The sequence below is a fragment of the Streptomyces sp. NPDC006372 genome, from assembly GCF_040612515.1.
Lineage (GTDB): Bacteria > Actinomycetota > Actinomycetes > Streptomycetales > Streptomycetaceae > Streptomyces.
This window is the reverse complement of the sequence record NZ_JBEXQJ010000010.1, coordinates 174,883-192,199: the sequence shown is the minus strand read 5'-3', so window position 1 is coordinate 192,199 and position 17,317 is coordinate 174,883. Positions and strand designations below refer to the sequence as shown.

Here is a 17,317-nt window from a genome sequence, read left to right as displayed (position 1 = left end):
CGGCGAGGTCAGCGGGTGCCGATAGGCTTCCGTCCGCACTTCGTGCAGCCCCGATCCGCACCTTGGAGGAGAGTCGTCCGTGACCGTTGCCCTCACCCCGCCCGAGACGTCCCCCGCGCCCGTCTCCGACCCGATCGCGCGGGACGCGCGGGAGTTCGGGGCGTACGCCCGGACCGGAGGGTGGGCTTTCGGGCTGAAGGTGGCACGCAGCGTGCGGCCGGGCGGGCAGGGCACGGACGAGACGCCCAAGGTGTCCGCGAAGGAGTTCGCGGAGCTCGCCGAGTGCTCCCCCGAGCGGGTCATGCGCTACTACAAGGCATGGGACCGTGCGGCCGACGACGGACTGGTCCCGCAGTTCGAAGCGCTGGCACCGGGTCAGGAGGTCGACCTGCCGGACGCCGACGTGTGGTTGAGCTACTACGTCTCCCGCAACAGCGCCACCTCCGAACGCGGCACCGCCATCACCGAGGCCGCCGAGGCGGAGGGCATCCGGCCGACCAAGGCGCTGGAGGTCGCGGAGAACCCCACCGCCCTGCGCGCCGCGATCCTCGCCGACCCCTCCACCGCCCGCGCGGCCCGCCAGGCCCTGCTGGACCGGGTCCGGGAGGACCCGGAGCTGCAGGCCGAGCTGGCCCGTGACGTGGTGCGCACCGACGAGCTGAAGAAGGCGGTCGCCGGCGAGAGCAGGACTTCCGACCGCATCGGATACGTCCGCCAGATCGCCGAATCGGGGCAGATCAAGACACCCGCCGGACAGACCGTCGACGCACCCGCCGACCTCCGCCAGGAGGCGGAGCGGCACCTGTCGCTCATCGACGAACTGGACGAGGGCGAGGACTCCGGGGAGTGGGCCTCCGAGGCGTACGACACCATGAAGTCCCTCGTCGTCGAGGCCGTGGAGACCGACCCGGGCCTGCGCGTGCAGGAGCGGCGCACGAAGTTCTACAGCAGCCTGCAGAAGGCGACGAAGGTCTTCGAGGAGCTGACCTTCGACGACGCCGGGGAGTTCTACGAGGACGACATGGTCCAGCGTCTGGAGGAACTCCAGCGGGCCGTGGCGGTCTGCATCGCGTCCTTGCGCGGGGCCCGCGGGAATCACCCGGAGGGCTGAGCATTTCACGTGGATCGGGGGTACTAGAGGGCTCTACGTCGGTTCTTCCCGGAGGCCCCCTCGTGAACTCCTTCGTCCACAAGACCCTGGTGGTGCAGCTCCAGGCGGGCGACACGGACCGTTTCTCCGTGCTCGCCCACCTGAGCTACGACTCCACGGACCCCTTCGCCGTCACCGTGGTCTTCAGCCACGACGGCCGTGTCCTCGCCCGGTGGCAGCTGGACCGGGAGATGCTCGGTGACGCGCTGCGGCGCCCGGTCGGGGTCGGGGACGTGCGGATGCGGCCGGAGTCCCGGGGCATGTGGCAGGAACTGCGCATGGAGTTCTTCGGTGACGCCCGTCCGGACGGCGGCCGTCACCACGCGGTGGTGTTCGCGTGGGCCCCGGCGTTCGCGGCGTTCCTGCGCGAGACCTACGAGATCGTGCGACCGGGCCACGAGGAGGTCCACGTCGACGACTTCCTGGCGGACGTCATCGCCGGTGGCTGAGTTTCGGGAGAGCTGAGTAGCCGTACTCATGCGGGGGACTCGCCCCGGCCGCGACGATGGGCTGCCACGAGAGGAGCCCGCCATGGCAGCCGTATCCGACGTGCGTCGTCCCGGCCCCCGACTGTCGCTGCCCGCCGCGCTCGCCTGGGGCGTGCTCGCGGTGCTGGCTCTGTCGGCGTGGGGCCCGCACGACCGTACGACCTGGTTCCTGGAGACCGTCTGGGTCGTCGTGGGGCTGCCGCTGCTCGTGCTGGTGTGGCGGCGCTTCCCGCTGACGAACCTGTTGTGCTGCCTGCTGGCCGCCCACGCCGTGGTGCTGGCGGTGGGCGGCCACTACACCTACGCCGAGGTGCCGCTCGGCGACTGGGTCCGGGACGCCTTCGGCCTGGACCGCAATCCGTACGACCGGTTCGGGCACCTCATGCAGGGCTTCGTCCCCGCCGTACTGGTGCGGGAGTTGCTGGTGCGCACCTCGCCACTGCGCGGCAGTCGCTGGCTGGCGCCGCTGACCGGGTGCGCGTGCCTGGCCTTCAGCGCCGTCTTCGAGATGCTCGAGTGGGCGGCCGCCGTGGCCGGAGGGCATGCGGCGGACGCCTTCCTGGCCACCCAGGGGGACGTGTGGGACACGCAGTGGGACATGTTCTGCGCGCTGATCGGGGCGACCTCGGCGCTGCTGCTGCTCGGCCGGGTGCACGACCGGCAGCTGGTGAAGCTGTCACTTCGACGTGTGGCGGTAGCGGATCCACAGGGGCAGGGCGAACCAGCAGAGCAGGTACCAGCCGACCACACCGGCGACCAGGTAGGGCACGAAGCCGTCGTGCGTCGCCACGCGCAGGATCAGCAGCAGTGAGGCGGTCGTCGTGGCGAGCAGCAGCAGGAGGCCGAGCAGCGTCAGCTGGGAGGCCACCCGCACGGCCTGGGGCTTGATGCGCCGCCCCGAGACCAGGCGGTGCAGGGACACCGGCCCTATCAGCGCGCCGGTCGCACACGCGCCGAGGACGACCGTGACGAGGTAGATCGTCTGGTCCGTGTCGGTCAGGCCGGCGTACTTCTCGGTGAACACCACGGTGAGCAGGAATCCGAACAGGATCTGCACGCCCATCTGGGCCACGCGGACCTCCTGGATGAGCTCCTGCCACATCCGGTCCGCTCTCTCCTCCTCCGTCTCGTTGCGCCCCCGGCGCCTGACCGCGCCCTCTTCCGCGTCCGCCACGGTTCCTCCCCGGTATGAGACCCGACGTGCTTCACCCCCGCGAGTTCCCCGTAAGCGGCCGTCCTCCCGCCTGCGGGGCGGTTTGAGCGATCGGCGGACGGTTACACGGACGGCGACCTGAAGCACAGCCCGAGGAGGTCGTGGACGCATGTCCGGTACGCAGCTCACCGTGACGCTCAGCGGCGGGGGCGCCGACGACGCACGCGCGGTCGTCCGGGCGCTGGAAGGGACGTTCGGGGCACCGGACGAGCTTCCCGCCGACGAGAAGGCGACGGTGCACATGGCGACCTTCGACGGCGACACGGACGCGGGTGCCGGCGGGAGCGCCGGGGAGGTCGGCGAGCGCCTGTCCGCGCCGGTGACCGTGACCGTGCAGGGCTCCCCGGAGGCGGTGCGGCGGGCGAGCGACACGCTCACCCGGGTCTTCAGCGCCCGGGACGACGGTGTCGCGTCCGGCGACCAGGAGCAGGAGAGGCAACTGCTCCTGGTGCCGTGACGGCGGGGACCGTCGTTACCAGCGGGACTCCACCTGGTCCTTGATCCGCCGGTCGTAGAGGTCGCGGATCGCCGTCATCGTCGCGCCGGGCAGCTGTGGCAGCCGGGCGGCGGACGCGTTGGCGCGCGCCTGCTCGGGTGAGCGGGCGCCGGGGATCACGGTGGTCACGCCGGGCTGCTCGATGATCCAGCGCAGGGCCAGCTGGGCCGGGGTGTACCCCTCGGGGGCCAGCGCCGCGAACGCGGCGGCCGCCTCCACACCGGTGACGTAGTCGACTCCGGAGAAGGTCTCGCCCACGTCGAAGGACTCACCGTGCCGGTTGTAGGTGCGGTGGTCGTTCTCGGGGAAGACCGTCTCCCGCGTGTACTTGCCGGACAGCAGGCCGGAGGCCAGCGGGACGCGGGCGATGATGCCGACGCCCGCCGCACGGGCGGCCGGGAGCACCTCGCGCAGGGGCTTCATGCGGAACGGGTTCAGAATGATCTGCACGCTCGCCACGTTGGGCCGTGCGATCGCGGTCAGTGCCTCCTGGCAGGTCTCCACGCTGACGCCGTACGCGGCGACGCGCTCCTCCTCGACCAGGGTGTCCAGGGCGTCGAACACCTCGTCCGTGGAGTACACGGGCGTCGGCGGGCAGTGCAGCTGCACCAGGTCGACGCGGTCGACGCCGAGGTTGCGCCGGGACCGGTCGTTCCAGGCGCGGAAGTTGTCGAGCACGTAGTTCTCGGGGATCTGGTCGACCCGGCGGCCCATCTTCGTAGCGACCAGGACGTGCAGGTCCGGCCTGCCGCTGAGGAACGTGGCGATGGTCTGCTCGCTGCGGCCGTCTCCGTACACATCTGCGGTGTCGAAGAAGGTCACCCCGGACTCGGCCGCGGCCTCCAGCACCGTGAGGGCTTTCTTGTCGTCGACATCGCCCCAGTCGGCACCCAGCTGCCACGTACCGAGACCGACGACGGAGGCGTGCTGACCCGACCTGTCGAATGTGCGCTCGTCCATGGGCGTCAGTCTGTCACCCGTCACGGCCGGGCGCGGGTGTCAGGGGCCGAGGTGTGCCTGCACCGCGGGCGCGTACCGGTCCACCAGGGCGTCGATCGCGGTCGCCCGTACCTCGGTGCCGCGCGCGATGCCGTACATCACCCCCAGGCCGAGCAGGGTCGCGACGGCCAGTTCGGCGCGCAGGCCCGCGTCGGGGCCGGTGAGGCGGGCGGTGAGGCGGTCGGTCACCTGGGTGCGGAAGTTGGCGCGCAGGATGTCGCCCTGCTCGCCGTGCAGGGGCGCGAACACGATCCGCAGCAGCGGGTCGGCGCCCTGCTCGGACTGGCTGAGCAGCACGTGCCGGACCATGTGCGGGCCGAGTCCCTCGAGCGGAGCGGCCAGCAGGGCGTCGGCGTCGGCCTCGAAGGACATGACCCGCGCGAACAGGGTGTCCTTGTTGCCGAAGTACTTGAGGATCAGCGGCGGGCTCACTCCTGCGCGGTCGGCGACCGCCTTGAGCGTGATGTCGCCGTGCGCGTGCCGGGCCAGCAGATGACGGGCCGCCCTCAGGATGGCCGCCTTGGTCGCCTCGGCGTCCCTGCGGACGGGTTCGCCGCCGCCGACCGGACCGCCGGATCGCGCCAGTTTCGCCACGTGACACACACCACCAGCACCTCACCGCACAGGGAGAAACAGCCACCACAGCCCCCTCGGCGGGCGGAACTTCCCCCTCCGCAACCGGCTCGGACGCCCTTCACGGCAAGATCATCTTTGTTCAACGTTGCACGGCATAAGGGGAATTGCCCGGATCGCAGCCAACCGGCTCGCGGGGATTTCTCCCGGTACCAAAGGCGCCGGTAGGCATGCGGGGTCATCACCCGAACGAACCCAGGAGAGATCCGTATGCCGGAACTCAGCCGTCGCCGTGCGCTCACCGCCGCGGCCGTCCTCGCCACGGCCGCGGGAACGCTGCCGGGGACGACCCCGGCCGTCGCCGCCGCCCACCACGACTCCCCCGGGACCTTCGACGAGGTCTACAAGGGCCGGCGGATACAGGGCCGGCCGGCCGAAGGAGCCGGTCACCACCACCACGGCGCCGGCTACGCGGTGTTCGTCGACGGCGTGGAGCTGCACGTGATGCGCAACGCCGACGGCACCTGGATCAGCGTCGTCAGCCACTACGACCCGGTGGCCACACCGCGTGCCGCCGCCCGCGCCGCCGTGGACGAGCTGCAGGGCGCGCCGCTGCTGCCCTTCCCCGCCAACTGACCCGATTCGAAAGGTATCCGGAGCACCCGCACATGACCGTCCGAAAGAACCAGTCCGCCCTGACCGCCGACGAGAAGCGGCGCTTCGTCGCCGCCCTCATGGAGCTGAAGCGCAGCGGCCGCTACGACGCGTTCGTCAAGACGCACAACGAGTTCATCGTCTCCGACACCGACGACGGCGAGCGGACGGGCCACCGCTCACCGTCCTTCCTGCCCTGGCACCGAAGATTCCTCCTGGAGTTCGAGCGGGCACTGCAGTCGGTGGACGCGTCGGTGGCGCTGCCCTACTGGGACTGGACCGTCGACCGGTCGCCACGCGCCTCCCTGTGGGCACCCGACTTCCTCGGGGGCACCGGACGCGAGCGCGACGGACGCGTGTCGGACGGACCGTTCGCCGCGACCGCCGGCGGCTGGCCGATCAGCGTACGCGTCGACGGCCGTACGTTCCTGCGGCGCTCCCTAGGCTCCGGCGGACGCCCGCTGCCCACGGCGGCCGAGGTCGAGTCGGTGCTGTCGATGCCGACCTACGACATGGCGCCCTGGAACAGCGCCTCGGACGGCTTCCGCAACCACCTCGAAGGGTGGCGGGGCGTCAATCTGCACAACCGTGTCCACGTGTGGGTGGGCGGGCACATGGCCACCGGCGCCTCTCCCAACGACCCGGTGTTCTGGCTGCACCACGCGTACGTCGACAAGCTGTGGGCCGAGTGGCAGCGGCGGCACCCCGGCTCCGGCTATCTGCCGGTCTCGGGCACGCCGAACGTGATCGACCTCAACGAGACCATGCGGCCGTGGCACGACACGAGTCCGGCGGATCTGCTGGACCACACGGCGCACTACACGTTCGACGCGTGACCGGAACCGGGCCGGCTGATCAGACGGCTGAACCCGCGCGGCACTCCGGGTGGCCCCAGCCGCTGTCGTTCTTCGCGATGGGCTCGCCCGCCGCGTAGGAGCGGCCGCACTGGCAGCGGCCCGGGAACTTGGCCTTGATCGTGCGCGAGGACGAGGTCTTCTTCGCGGTGCGCGCCGCGCCGCCGCGCGACCGGGAGCGCGGGGCCTTGGCCGGGACGTCCGGGGCGGGCGGCGGCTCGGGGGAACCGTGCTCGCTGCCCGCGGGCTCCTGGACGGTGGCGGCCTGGCTGGCGGCGCGGTCGGCGAAGTCGTTGAGCCGGTCGCCGTCGACCTGGTGTGCGGCCACGTAGCGGAACTCCACCGAGCGGCCGTCCAGGAGCTCGTCGATGCGCACCACGAGGTCCTGGTTGGCTACCGGCTTCCCGGCGGACGTCTTCCAGCCGTTGCGCTTCCAGCCGGGCAGCCAGGTGGTGACGGCCTTCATCGCGTACTGCGAGTCCATCCGGATCTCGAGCGGCACGTCCGGGTCGGTGGCCGTCAGCAGGCGCTCCAGCGCGGTGAGTTCCGCGACGTTGTTGGTGGCCTTGCCGAGCGGCCCCGCCTCCCAGCGCACCGGGTTCTCGGACGCGTCGGCGACGACCCAGGCCCAGCCCGCGGGCCCGGGGTTTCCCTTCGAAGCCCCGTCACACGCGGCCACAACACGTTCAGGCATGGGCTCGATCATGCCATGGCCCCACGGGTGGCCCGTCCGGGAGGGTGGGACGCCTACTCCACGTCGGTCAGCTTCGGCATGTCGCCCTCGGTCGTCGTGGTGTCGATCACCGAGAAGTTGGCGCCCTGCGGATCGCTGAGGGCGGCGAACCGGCCGAACGGCGTGGTCATCGGACCGAACCGCAGCACACCGCCGAGTTTGGCGGCCTTCGCCACGGCCTCGTCGCAGTCCTCGACGCCGAAGTAGACGTTGATGTAGGGCTGCACCTCGGGCGGGAAATCCTCCGTCATCTTCATCCGGCCCAGCACGGTGCGTTCGCCGAGGTCGTAGATCCGGAAGTCCATCTCGCCGTCCTCCATGTCCCGCTGCCGGTAGGAGAAGACGGCGGGGAAGAACGCGTCGGACTTCTCGGGCTCGCGGGTGAAGACCTCTGCCCAGGTGTAGGCGCCCGGTTCGCCCGTGATGTCGAAGCCCTCGTGGGTGCCCGCCTGCCAGACTCCGAAGACGACACCGCCGGGGTCGCGGGCCAGGCACATGGTGCCGAAGTCACCGACCTGCATCGGCTCCATCAGCACCTCGCCGCCGCCGTCGCGGATCCGGCCCGCGGTGGCGGCGGCGTCGTCGGCCGCGAAGTACAGGCACCACTGCGACTGGCCCTCCTGGCCGGGCATGGGCGGGACGACGGCGGCGACCGCCTTGCCGTTCGCGTAGGCCTGGGTGTAGTTGCCGTACTCCGCGGACGTCTCGGCGAAGGTCCAGCCGAGGACGTCTCCGTAGAAGTTCTTGGCTCCCTCGAGGTCACTGAACATCGCGTCGGCCCAGCACGGGGTTCCTTCGGGTTGCACGGCCATGACTGCGAGCCTCTCGAAATGGGTGGATCAGTCCGTTTCTTCACGCTAGTCACCCCTGGGCCGGCCCGCGCGCCGAAGGGGAGGTTCCGCCGCAGACTGGGCAGGGAGGAGGCCTCGGCGGGACGGGGAGCGACGGCATGACGGACGGGACGATGCGCGCGTGGTCGGTGGTGCGGCCGGGGCCGGTCGAGAAGGGTGCGCTGCGGCTGGTCGAGAAGCCGGTGCCCGTCCCCGAGGACGACGAGCTGCTGGTGCGGGTGCGCGCCTGTGGGGTGTGCCGTACGGACCTGCACGTCACCGAGGGCGATCTGCCGGTGCGCCGGGTGGGTGTCACGCCCGGTCACGAGGTCGTCGGTGTGGTGGCCGGCGCGGGTGCGGCGGTGCGCGGCTTCCCGGTGGGCGACCGGGTCGGCGTGGCCTGGCTGCGCCGCACGGACGGCGGCTGCGGATACTGCCGGCGCGGCGCCGAGAACCTCTGCGCGCGGTCCGAGTACACGGGCTGGCACGCCGACGGCGGCTACGCGCAGTACACGACGGTGCCGGCCGCGTTCGCGTACCGGCTGCCGGAGGACGTCCCCGACGTGGCACTGGCGCCGCTGCTGTGCGCCGGCATCATCGGCCATCGCGCCCTGCGGCGGGCCGCGCTGCCGGCCGGCGGGCGGCTCGGACTCTACGGCTTCGGGGGCAGCGCCCATCTGTGCGCGCAGGTGGCGATCGCCGAGGGGGCCACGGTGCACGTCATGACGCGCGGTGAGCGGGCCCGGCTGCTGGCGCTGGAGCTGGGTGCCGCGTCCGCACAGGACGCCTGTGCGAGGCCGCCGGAGGCGCTGGACAGCGCAATCCTCTTCGCCCCGGTCGGCGACCTGGTCCCGGTCGCCCTGCGCGCCCTCGACCGCGGCGGCACCCTGGCCGTCGCCGGCATCCACCTCACCGACACGCCTCCCCTGCACTACGAGACCGAGCTGTTCTACGAGAAACAACTCCGCAGCGTCACCTCCAACACCCGTGAGGACGGCCGCGAGTTCCTGACCCTCGCGGCGAGGCACGGCGTACAGGCGACGACGCACTCGTATCCCCTGTCCCGGGCCGTGGAGGCTCTCGGCGACTTGAAGGCGGGGCGCTTCGACGGGGCGGCGGTGCTGGTGAACGACTTCGGGTGACGTCCGGCTGGAGCTTCGCCCGGAAGGGGGGCGCGGCTGAGCCACCGTGTCCGGCATACGCCTTCCCCTCGGCGCCCGGCTGTGTTTGCCTGAGTGCCGTTTCGGTGGCCGGGGGGCGGGAGTTGCCGCATGCGGAGACCGTGGGTCGTGGGGGTGCTGCTGGCCGGGGTGCTGCTCGGTGGGTGCGGGGATCCGGCGTCCGCGCCCGGTGAGCCACCGCCGTCGGCGCCGCGCACATCGGCCACCGCCCACCGGCGCGCCCCCGCCTCCCCCGGCCCGGAGCCGAGGAAGGCGCCCAAGGTGCTGTACCTCGGCGACTCACTGGCGATGGAGGGCCAGCGGGTCCTCGGGCAGGAGTTGCGGCGGGCACTGAGGGCGGAGTACACGAGCGCGCCGTACTCCGGCACCACGCTCTGCGACTACCTGGAGGGTACGGCCGACCGGTCCCTGGTGCCGGCCGCCGACAAGGCCGCCGCACTGGTCCGCAGACTGCGGCCGGACTTCGTGGTGCTGCAGTTCTGGGGCAACTCCTGGGGCTACACACCGTGCATGGACGGCGTCACCTACGACAGGTCTCCAGCCCAGTACTTCACCCGGTACGCCGCCGACGCGCGCCGGCTCACCGAGCAGATCACGGCGGCCGGGGACGGCACACGCCCCGGCATCGTCTGGGTGTCCCAAGGCCCGGACCCGATCACCCCGGACCGGGTCCGGCGCCTCAACGCGCTCTACGAGGAGCGGGCCGACGCGTCGGGTGGCCTCGTGGCCGATGCCGGGAAGGCGGTGAGTCCGGCCGCCGGCCGCTACACCTGGACGCAGTACCTGCCCTGCACCCCTTACGAGCGCGCCCATCCCGACTACTGCACCCAGCCGGGCCGCGACCGGACCGCCCTGCACCGCGACGACGACTACCTGCACTTCTGCCTGGCGCCCACCACGTCCACACCGAAACCCTGCCCGGTGCGCTCCCCCGGCATCCTGCGGATCGCCCGGGAGATCACCAGGACCGTTCGGCAGTCGGCCGGTTGACCCCTCGAACGGGCGCCTTTTGACGGCTTCCCCGGCGCTGCCCGTCGCCGCGCCCGAACCCCTCGGGCGGGGCGAGTCCGCGGAGGGCTTTCCGTGGCCCTCATGTCACTCGCCCGCGTACGCCTTGTCCAGGGCCGCGATGTCGAACTTGCCCATCGCCATGAACGCCTGGGTCACGCGGGCCGCCCTCGCCGGATCCGGGTCGGTGATCATCTCGTCGAGCCGGTCCGGGACGACCTGCCAGGACACGCCGTACCGGTCCTTGAGCCAGCCGCACGGGCCGGGCTCGCCACCGTTCTCGGTGAGTTTGGTCCAGTAGTAGTCGATCTCCTCCTGGTTCTCGCAGAAGATCATGAAGGAGGTCGCCTCGGTGAACTTGAACATGGGTCCACCGTTGAGACCGAGGAACCTGTGCCCGTTGGCCGTGAAGTCGACGGTCATCACGCTGCCGGCTGGCTGCGGCGCACCTTCGGGGTAGCGGGCGATCTTGCCGACGCTGGAGTTCTTGAAGATCGAGACGTAGAAGTGGGCAGCCTCCTCGGCCTGGCCGTCGAACCAGAGACACGTGGTGAAACCGTCGGATGCCATGAGTACCTCCCGGGGTGTGGGTCGCTGTCATCTGTGTCGACCGGCCCGGGCCCCGAAACTCATCGGCCGCTCCGGCCACGAATACGGGTGGTGTGTACACCCAAGGGAGCTGGCATCCGGATCATGACGTCTTCGCCACGGACAGCGTCAGACCCTGCCTCCTCGACATCCCGCAGAGCGACCTCGACGACCTCTCCGACCGTCTCGACCGGACACGCCGGCCCGCCGGCCGATCGGCCGAGCTGATGCGGCGGCCCGGGTACGAACGGTTCGGCGCACAGGGTGGCGACCGGGGTGCGACGATCACCCGGGAACCGGGCCGGGCCCACCCCGATCGCGTCACCGGCGTCCACCTCAACCTGCTGCCGGGGTGGGACTGGTCGGACTCGGAGGAGCTGCCGGAGTTCGACCGCGGCGGGGCACTTCGCGGCGATGGAGGAGCCCGACCTGCTGGTGGGTGATGTGCGGGCGTTCTGCGGCCAGTTGCGCGAGAAGGGCCGAGCCCGCGCTCTGCCGGGAGCGAATCTGCCGACGGCAGAGAAACGGCCTGAGGATATCGCCCGAGGTCAAGAGTGGAGTCGACGGCACATCCGCGGCGCTCCCGCCACGACGAGGAGAACCCATGACTCCACTCACCACACTCACCCCGCGGGCGGAGGAGGGCGACACCCCTCCGACCCGGTTCGACGACCACCTCGCAGCGCAGTTGCTCGCGCAGCGCATCGTGCTGCTCGGCACCCAGGTCGACGAGGTCTCCGCGAACCGGGTCTGCGCTCAGCTTCTGATCCTGTCGGCGGAGGATCCGCGCACCGACATCAGCCTGTACATCAACAGTCCCGGCGGCTCCGTGTACGCGGGGCTCGCCATCTACGACACGATGCAGCTGATCCCCAACGACGTCTCGACGCTCGCCATGGGGTTCGCGGCCAGCATGGGCCAGTTCCTGCTCTGCGTCGGCGCGCCCGGCAAGCGCTACGCCCTGCCGAACGCGCGGATCATGATGCACCAGGGGTCGGCGGGCATCGGCGGCACCACCGCCGACATCGAGATCCAGGCGGAGAACCTGGAGCACTCCAAGCGGACCATGGAGCGGCTCATCGCCGAGCACACGGGCCACTCCGCGCAGACCATCTCCCAGGACGGCGACCGCGACCGCTGGTTCACGGCCGAGGAGGCCCGGGACTACGGCATCGTCGACCAGGTCGTGGAGTCGCTCGCCGGCATCCGCCCGACCGCCCAGAAACGACGGATGGGGCTCTGACATGGCCAACTACACCATTCCGTACGTCATCGAGCGGACCGCGCACGGCGAGCGCTCCTCCGACGTCTTCAGCCGGCTGCTGTCCGAACGGATCATCTTCCTCGGCACCGAGATCGACGACGGCGTGGCGAACGTCGTGATCGCCCAGCTCCTGCACCTGGAGTCGTCGGCCCCGGAGAGCGAGATCTCGGTCTACATCAACTCCCCCGGCGGCTCGTTCACTTCACTGATGGCGATCTACGACACGATGTCGTACGTGAAGGCGCCGATCTCGACCTGCTGTGTCGGGCAGGCGGCCTCCACGGCGGCCGTGCTGCTGGCCGGCGGGGATCCCGGGCGCCGGTTCGTGCTGGAGCACGCGCGTGTGCTGCTCGGCCAGCCTGCCGCCGGCGGCAGCCGGGGCGCGATCTCCGATCTCGCCCTGCAGGCCAAGGAGATGGTGCGGATCCGCTCCCAGGTCGAGGAGGTACTGGCCCGGCACACCCACCACGACCTCGCGACCCTGCGCGCGGACATGGACCGGGACAAGGTGTTCACCGCCGAGGAAGCGGTGGCGTACGGGCTGGCCGACGAGGTGCTCAGCCGGCGCCTCGTGACGGTGTGAGGCACCGGCCGGGCCGGTTCAGGCGGCCAGGCACAGTCCGTCGTACGACGACGGCGACGCCCCCCGGCGGCTGCCTGCCGCGTACCGCGAGGTGACGCGGGTCAGTTCGCCCTGAGCCCTCGACAGCAGGTCGCCGAGGCCCAGTCCGAGGGCGTGGGCGGCGGCCGCGAGGACCTCCGAGGAGGCTTCCTTGCGGCCGCGCTCCACCTCCGAGAGATACGGCATGGAGATCCGGGCCGCTTCGGCGACGTCCTTCAACGTGCGCTCCTGCGCGAGACGTTCGCGGCGCAGGACGTCCCCGACCAGGTCACGCCAGAGGGGCTCCTTCGCGGCGGGGGCCGGGTGCCCCTGGTCGGGCGGAGCGGTGGCGGGCCGGGCGGTCGCGGGGCGGGGGCCGGGCGGACGCAGGGGTATGACGCGGGCTTCCTTGGGCAGGTTGGTCACCGCTCCAGCCTAGAATTCCTGGTCGTGAGGGGAAGGGATCAGCGTTCCGCCCTCAGTGGAATGGGACGATCGGGACGGAACGGACGGCCCTGTCCGGTGCGTGTAACAGATTTTCCGCCGGTCGGCGATTCGGTGGGCATGTGCGGCACGTATCCGGGTATCCGAAACCCGGAGTGACCCAGGCAGATGTCAGCCGTGACTTTCGTGGGAGAGGTAATGGAGACCGCCGTGATCCGGTCGAAGGCACAGGTCGTGGAGAAGAACGCCCAGGCCAGCACGGGTGACGGAGCACTGCCCGGAGTCGTGGACCCCCGGTCCGTGGCTCCGCGGGACGCCAGGGAACTGTCCCGCCAGTTCTTCCAGCGCCTGACGGAACTCGAAGAGGGCACGCACGAGTACCAGTACGCGCGCAACACCCTGATTGAGATGAACATGTCGCTCGTACGGTTCGCGGCCGGCCGGTTCCGGGGCCGCGGCGACGACATGGAGGACATCGTCCAGACCGGCATGATCGGCCTGATCAAGGCCATCGACCGGTTCGAGCTGTCGCGCGAGGTCGAGTTCACCTCCTTCGCGCTGCCGTACATCGTCGGCGAGATCAAGCGTTTCTTCCGGGACACCACGTGGGCGGTGCACGTGCCGCGGAGGCTGCAGGAGCTGCGCGTGGAACTGGCCAAGGCCCGTGAGGAGCTCGCCAGCCGGCTGGACCGCGAGCCGACGGTCGCCGAGCTGGCCACGCTGATGAACATCTCCGAGAACCAGGTCATCGAGGGGCAGATCGCCGCGAACGGGTACAACTCGTCATCGCTGGACGCCGCGCTCACCGGCGACGGGCCCGAGGGCGGCGAGGCCGTCCTGGCCGACTTCATCGGCGTGGAGGAGGACGGGCTGCGGCTCGTCGAGGACTTCCACTCGCTGGCCCCGCTGATGGCGGAGCTCAGCGAGCGCGACCGGCAGATCATCCACATGCGGTTCGTGGAGGAGGCCACCCAGGCGGAGATCGGCGAGCGGCTCGGCTGCTCCCAGATGCACGTCTCCCGCCTGATCAAGCGGATCATCACGCGGCTGCGCCAGGGCATGCTGGGCGAGCTGGGCTGCGCCTGACGCGACCCTCACACAAGAACCAGCGGGTGCCGTCCCACACGCGGGAGTGGGGCGGCACCCGCAACCGTGTCTGCCGGGATCTCGTCATGCCCGGATGCGTCCGGCCGGCCTACCCGTCGGTCTCGCCGTTGAGCGGCAGCACCGCGCGCACCCGCTTGCCCACCGGCACCCGCTCCACGCTGACCTGCTCCGCGAGCGCGTGGACGATCTCCAAGCCGTGCCGCCCGATGCGCTCGGGGTTGCGGGGGAAGATGCGGGGCAGTGCGGAGCTGCTGTCGTAGACCGACACCGCCACCGAGGTGTCCGTACCGACGAGCTCCAGGATGTACGGCCCGTTGCTGTGCCGGTCGGCGTTGGTGACCAGCTCGCTCACCACGAGCTGCACCGCGCCGTCGGCCCGGTCGTCGATGCGCGCGCACCACTCGGTCCTGAGCTGGTCGAGAAAGAGCGCGGCGAAGGACCGTGCCTCGGCGATACAGCCCTGCTCGCCGGTGTAGTGTGCCGCCCGCCTCAGCGGTTCCACGGGCACGTCGAAACCAGTCGGTATCACTGCCCCGTCCAGGTGGTCGATCATACTTTTCTCTCTGGGAAGCCGGACTGGCCGGACGCTCTGCACCAGTGCTCGTACCCCGAGCCGGGCTTCGCAGTCCTGACTGGTTTTCGGCCCGTCCCGCCCCCGGGGTATTGTCCCCCCTCCGCGGGGCACCCGAGAAGAATAAGGACCGGTCGAGGGCGGCCGGTCCGGATCGCCGGAGGTGTGCGGTGGTCTGGTGGATATGGCTGGTCGTGGTGATCGCGGCGCTCGCCGTCGTCGCCCTGGTGACGCTCGCCGTGCAGGCCGGCCGGCGGTCGGGCACGGTCATCGCGGTACGGCGCCGGCCCGGCGGGAAGGGCCCGCGATGAACGAGCTGATGGCGGCACGGAGCCTGACCACCCTGCCGGTGGTCACCCTGGACGGCGAGGCCGTCGCACAGATCAAGGACACCGTCTTCGACGCGGCGGCCGGGCGCATCACCGGCTTCACGCTCAGCGGCCGGGGCCTGCTGTCGGGCCCGCTGAAGCAGAGCCTGCCCTGGACGGCGGTGCACTCACTGGGCCACGAAGCGGTCATGATCGTGGACGCCGGTGTCCTGACGGAAACGCCCGTCGTGGTGGCGCGCCGTGAGGCCCACCAGGGGCGGGTGCTGCACGCCAGGGTGCTGACCGACGAGGGCGCCGAGGTCGGCACGGTGCTCGACGTGGTCGTCGAGGGCGGTACCAGCGGCCGGGTCGTGGGCTTCCGGATCGCCGCCGGCAAGGCCCTGGTGCGGGGGTCCCGGCGCCGGCGTCACCGGGTGTACGTACCGCGCGGCGAGACGCTCGCCGTGTCCGGGCGGGCGCTGGTCATCCCCGCGGACGCCACCCGCTACGTCGCCGACGACCTGCCGTCCTTCGCGGCCCGGGTCGGCGCCTTCCACGACGGCCGGGAGGGGACACCGTCATGATGCTCTTCTCGCAGGCCCGGGGTCTGCCGGTCCTGACGCTGACCGAGGCGGACGAGATCGGCGTCGTGAGGTCGCTGACCGTCGACGCGCCGTCCGGTGTGGTGACCCATGTCCGGGTTCGCGGCAGGCACGCCCGCAAGGACACGGTGCTCGCCTGGGGTGCCCTGCACGCCGTCGGGCCGGACGCGGTGCTCGTCCGTTCGGCCACTGCCCCGGCCGAGGTGCCGCCCCATCACGAGCTGCCCGGTCTCAGGATCCTCGCCGAGACGGGTGACCAGCTCGGCATCGTCCAGGACGTCGTGTTCGAGCCGGAGACCGGCCGTATCGAGGCGGTTCGCACCGTCCAGGGCGATCTGCCGGCCGATCAGCTGCTCGGGCTCGGCGACTACGCCCTGGTGGTCCGCGCCGGCTGAGTCAGGAGGAGGGGGCCTGTTCCGTCGTGCCGCCCCCGGTTCCGCTTCCGGTGTCGTCCCCGGGCGGGGACTGCACGTTCTCCGACGTCGGCGGCTCGTTCGTCGGCGGTTCGGACGTCGTCTCCCTGTCCGAGGTCGGCGGCTCGCTCGTGGGCGGCTTCGGCGTGACCGGGCCGGTCGGTGACGTCGGCGTGGTGGCGGTCGCCGACGGGGTCGGCTGGTGCGGCGGCCGGGTCTTGCGATCCTTCTTGCCCGTGTCGCCCGTGTCGCGCTTGAACCAGTCGCCGTCGGGCTCGCACATGACGAAGACGTCGATCGGATCCGCGGCGGGTGTGACCACCACGACGTCCGAGGACGTGTAGCCGGGCCACTTCCGGCCGGTCGTCTTCGTGGTCTGCTGGGCGACCGGCGGGCTCAGCGGGTTGCCGCACGCGCAGCGCACCCGGGGCACGCCGCGGTCGTCGACGAGCACGGCCGTGCCGGCCTGGAGGACGGCCTGGTAGGCGGTGGCGCGGCCGTCCCGGTAGCCGTGGTTGGTGACGCGGGTGTCCATCCGCAGCTGCACGGGGGTGAGCGAGCGCAGGTAGGAGGGAACGTCGGACGGGTCGATGCGCAGGACCGAGGCGAACGCGCGCTGCTTGTCCGGAGCCCCCTTCAGGTAGGTGATCTGCTTCTCCACATCGCAGCTGGAGACGTTGCGGGTGCCGCCGTACAGGCCGGGCGATCCGCCGTCCACACCCCGGACGGTGTTCTGCGACGCCGTTCCGGCGGGCGAGGGAGTGGTCGGCGGGGCGGAGCTCTCCTCTGCCGTCGAGTCGGTGAACGGGTCCGGCCCGGTGTCGGCCGCGGGCTGGAGGAAGATCTCGCCGCCGGAGGTGCTGGTTCCGCCGTCGGACGCGCCGGTGCCGCCGTCGGGCCGGGTGAGCACCACGGCCAGGATCACCGCGGCCACGACGGCGCCGGCGATCAGCGCGACCCGGGGCACGGAACCCCACCACGGGCGGCGGGGCTCCGGTGACGAGCCGCCCCCGGTCGGCGGTTCGGAGGGCGGGCCACCCCCGGAGGGCGGCTCGGACGGGCCGGACAGCGGGCCCGAGGGAGGCCCTGTGGGGCGGCCGGACGACGGCGGTTCGACGCTCACGAGCTCTTCTTCCCACGTGAGTTCAATGCGGCTTCACATTCCAGGCGTCTGGTCATGTTTCATGCCGCTTGGTCCACTACGGGTTCATTGTGTGCTCCTGTCCCGTACGCCCCGCAA

At 71.3% G+C, this 17,317-nt stretch carries 23 protein-coding genes and 1 pseudogene; 15 read left to right on the top strand and 9 right to left on the bottom strand.

Features of this window, described 5'->3' with window-relative positions:
* Positions 1 to 79: 79 nt before the first annotated feature.
* From ABZ016_RS18500 to ABZ016_RS18490, 3 genes and pseudogenes are all read left to right on the top strand, one after another.
* Positions 80 to 1,111, top strand: coding sequence for a hypothetical protein (locus tag ABZ016_RS18500; RefSeq protein ID WP_356917683.1), 1,032 nt, complete (start codon positions 80 to 82; stop codon positions 1,109 to 1,111).
* A gap of 62 nt (positions 1,112 to 1,173) precedes the next feature.
* Positions 1,174 to 1,599, top strand: a complete 426-nt coding sequence (locus ABZ016_RS18495) for an SsgA family sporulation/cell division regulator (protein ID WP_356917682.1) — start codon at positions 1,174 to 1,176, stop codon at positions 1,597 to 1,599.
* Between the two features lie 82 nt (positions 1,600 to 1,681).
* Positions 1,682 to 2,305 (top strand): annotated as a pseudogene (locus ABZ016_RS18490) (DUF2238 domain-containing protein); the annotation flags it as partial.
* 9 nt (positions 2,306 to 2,314) lie between these two features.
* Here ABZ016_RS18490 and ABZ016_RS18485 read toward each other — a convergent pair.
* Complete coding sequence (locus ABZ016_RS18485; protein WP_356917681.1) at positions 2,315 to 2,812, bottom strand: DUF6328 family protein; 498 nt, start codon at positions 2,810 to 2,812, stop codon at positions 2,315 to 2,317.
* Positions 2,813 to 2,960: 148 nt separating this feature from the next.
* On the opposite strand from ABZ016_RS18485, the gene ABZ016_RS18480 reads away from it, so the two are divergent.
* Complete coding sequence (locus ABZ016_RS18480) at positions 2,961 to 3,308, top strand: hypothetical protein (RefSeq protein WP_356917680.1); 348 nt, start codon at positions 2,961 to 2,963, stop codon at positions 3,306 to 3,308.
* Between the two features lie 15 nt (positions 3,309 to 3,323).
* Here the strand turns inward: ABZ016_RS18480 and ABZ016_RS18475 are convergent, their stop codons facing one another.
* Entirely contained in the window at positions 3,324 to 4,307 is a 984-nt protein-coding gene (locus ABZ016_RS18475) for an aldo/keto reductase (protein WP_356917679.1), read from the bottom strand.
* Between the two features lie 39 nt (positions 4,308 to 4,346).
* Positions 4,347 to 4,931 carry a TetR family transcriptional regulator gene (locus tag ABZ016_RS18470; RefSeq protein ID WP_356917720.1) on the bottom strand — a complete coding sequence of 195 codons (585 nt, stop codon included), beginning with the start codon at positions 4,929 to 4,931 and terminating at the stop codon, positions 4,347 to 4,349.
* Positions 4,932 to 5,189: 258 nt separating this feature from the next.
* On the opposite strand from ABZ016_RS18470, the gene ABZ016_RS18465 reads away from it, so the two are divergent.
* Both ABZ016_RS18465 and ABZ016_RS18460 read left to right on the top strand, forming a co-directional pair.
* The gene (locus ABZ016_RS18465) at positions 5,190 to 5,555 is read left to right on the top strand and encodes a tyrosinase cofactor (protein ID WP_356917678.1); all 366 of its coding nucleotides are present in this window, start codon (positions 5,190 to 5,192) and stop codon (positions 5,553 to 5,555) included.
* Between the two features lie 32 nt (positions 5,556 to 5,587).
* Complete coding sequence (locus ABZ016_RS18460; RefSeq protein ID WP_356917677.1) at positions 5,588 to 6,409, top strand: tyrosinase family protein; 822 nt, start codon at positions 5,588 to 5,590, stop codon at positions 6,407 to 6,409.
* A gap of 19 nt (positions 6,410 to 6,428) precedes the next feature.
* On the opposite strand, the gene ABZ016_RS18455 is transcribed toward ABZ016_RS18460, so the two are convergent.
* Both ABZ016_RS18455 and ABZ016_RS18450 read right to left on the bottom strand, forming a co-directional pair.
* The gene (locus ABZ016_RS18455; protein ID WP_356917676.1) at positions 6,429 to 7,133 is read right to left on the bottom strand and encodes a ribonuclease H; all 705 of its coding nucleotides are present in this window, start codon (positions 7,131 to 7,133) and stop codon (positions 6,429 to 6,431) included.
* A 41-nt stretch (positions 7,134 to 7,174) separates the two neighbouring features.
* Positions 7,175 to 7,972, bottom strand: a complete 798-nt coding sequence (locus ABZ016_RS18450; RefSeq protein WP_356917675.1) for a VOC family protein — start codon at positions 7,970 to 7,972, stop codon at positions 7,175 to 7,177.
* Positions 7,973 to 8,124: 152 nt separating this feature from the next.
* On the opposite strand from ABZ016_RS18450, the gene ABZ016_RS18445 reads away from it, so the two are divergent.
* Positions 8,125 to 9,132 (top strand): zinc-binding alcohol dehydrogenase family protein, encoded by a 1,008-nt coding sequence (locus ABZ016_RS18445; protein WP_356917719.1) that lies wholly within the window; start codon positions 8,125 to 8,127, stop codon positions 9,130 to 9,132.
* A gap of 129 nt (positions 9,133 to 9,261) precedes the next feature.
* Positions 9,262 to 10,161: an SGNH/GDSL hydrolase family protein gene (locus ABZ016_RS18440; RefSeq protein ID WP_356917674.1), complete on the top strand. Its 900-nt coding sequence runs from the start codon at positions 9,262 to 9,264 to the stop codon at positions 10,159 to 10,161.
* 105 nt (positions 10,162 to 10,266) lie between these two features.
* On the opposite strand, the gene ABZ016_RS18435 is transcribed toward ABZ016_RS18440, so the two are convergent.
* Complete coding sequence (locus ABZ016_RS18435) at positions 10,267 to 10,749, bottom strand: VOC family protein (protein ID WP_356917673.1); 483 nt, start codon at positions 10,747 to 10,749, stop codon at positions 10,267 to 10,269.
* Positions 10,750 to 10,841: 92 nt separating this feature from the next.
* Between ABZ016_RS18435 and ABZ016_RS18430 the strand changes: the two genes are divergently transcribed.
* The 3 genes from ABZ016_RS18430 (at position 10,842) to ABZ016_RS18420 (ending at position 12,614) form a co-directional block, all read left to right on the top strand.
* Positions 10,842 to 11,210, top strand: a complete 369-nt coding sequence (locus ABZ016_RS18430) for a hypothetical protein (RefSeq protein WP_356917672.1) — start codon at positions 10,842 to 10,844, stop codon at positions 11,208 to 11,210.
* Between the two features lie 161 nt (positions 11,211 to 11,371).
* Positions 11,372 to 12,010: an ATP-dependent Clp protease proteolytic subunit gene (locus tag ABZ016_RS18425; protein WP_356917671.1), complete on the top strand. Its 639-nt coding sequence runs from the start codon at positions 11,372 to 11,374 to the stop codon at positions 12,008 to 12,010.
* A 1-nt stretch (position 12,011) separates the two neighbouring features.
* The gene (locus ABZ016_RS18420) at positions 12,012 to 12,614 is read left to right on the top strand and encodes an ATP-dependent Clp protease proteolytic subunit (protein ID WP_345661791.1); all 603 of its coding nucleotides are present in this window, start codon (positions 12,012 to 12,014) and stop codon (positions 12,612 to 12,614) included.
* Between the two features lie 18 nt (positions 12,615 to 12,632).
* Here the strand turns inward: ABZ016_RS18420 and ABZ016_RS18415 are convergent, their stop codons facing one another.
* A complete protein-coding gene (locus ABZ016_RS18415) occupies positions 12,633 to 13,058 on the bottom strand; it encodes a helix-turn-helix transcriptional regulator (RefSeq protein ID WP_356917670.1) in 426 nt (141 codons plus the stop codon).
* 216 nt (positions 13,059 to 13,274) lie between these two features.
* Here ABZ016_RS18415 and ABZ016_RS18410 point away from each other — a divergent pair, with 216 nt between their 5' ends.
* Positions 13,275 to 14,162: an RNA polymerase sigma factor SigF gene (locus tag ABZ016_RS18410; RefSeq protein WP_356917669.1), complete on the top strand. Its 888-nt coding sequence runs from the start codon at positions 13,275 to 13,277 to the stop codon at positions 14,160 to 14,162.
* 109 nt (positions 14,163 to 14,271) lie between these two features.
* Here ABZ016_RS18410 and ABZ016_RS18405 read toward each other — a convergent pair whose 3' ends face one another.
* Complete coding sequence (locus tag ABZ016_RS18405) at positions 14,272 to 14,736, bottom strand: ATP-binding protein (RefSeq protein ID WP_356917668.1); 465 nt, start codon at positions 14,734 to 14,736, stop codon at positions 14,272 to 14,274.
* Between the two features lie 188 nt (positions 14,737 to 14,924).
* On the opposite strand from ABZ016_RS18405, the gene ABZ016_RS18400 reads away from it, so the two are divergent.
* From ABZ016_RS18400 to ABZ016_RS18390, 3 genes are read left to right on the top strand one after another with little or no spacing between them, the layout of a single operon-like run.
* The gene (locus ABZ016_RS18400) at positions 14,925 to 15,065 is read left to right on the top strand and encodes a hypothetical protein (RefSeq protein ID WP_356917667.1); all 141 of its coding nucleotides are present in this window, start codon (positions 14,925 to 14,927) and stop codon (positions 15,063 to 15,065) included.
* Entirely contained in the window at positions 15,062 to 15,646 is a 585-nt protein-coding gene (locus ABZ016_RS18395; RefSeq protein ID WP_356917666.1) for a PRC-barrel domain-containing protein, read from the top strand. Before ABZ016_RS18400 ends, ABZ016_RS18395 begins: the two co-directional genes overlap by 4 nt.
* Complete coding sequence (locus ABZ016_RS18390) at positions 15,643 to 16,059, top strand: PRC-barrel domain-containing protein (RefSeq protein WP_356917665.1); 417 nt, start codon at positions 15,643 to 15,645, stop codon at positions 16,057 to 16,059. Before ABZ016_RS18395 ends, ABZ016_RS18390 begins: the two co-directional genes overlap by 4 nt.
* Before the next feature lies 1 nt (position 16,060).
* On the opposite strand, the gene ABZ016_RS18385 is transcribed toward ABZ016_RS18390, so the two are convergent.
* Entirely contained in the window at positions 16,061 to 17,200 is a 1,140-nt protein-coding gene (locus tag ABZ016_RS18385; RefSeq protein WP_356917664.1) for a DUF6777 domain-containing protein, read from the bottom strand.
* Positions 17,201 to 17,317: the final 117 nt, after the last annotated feature.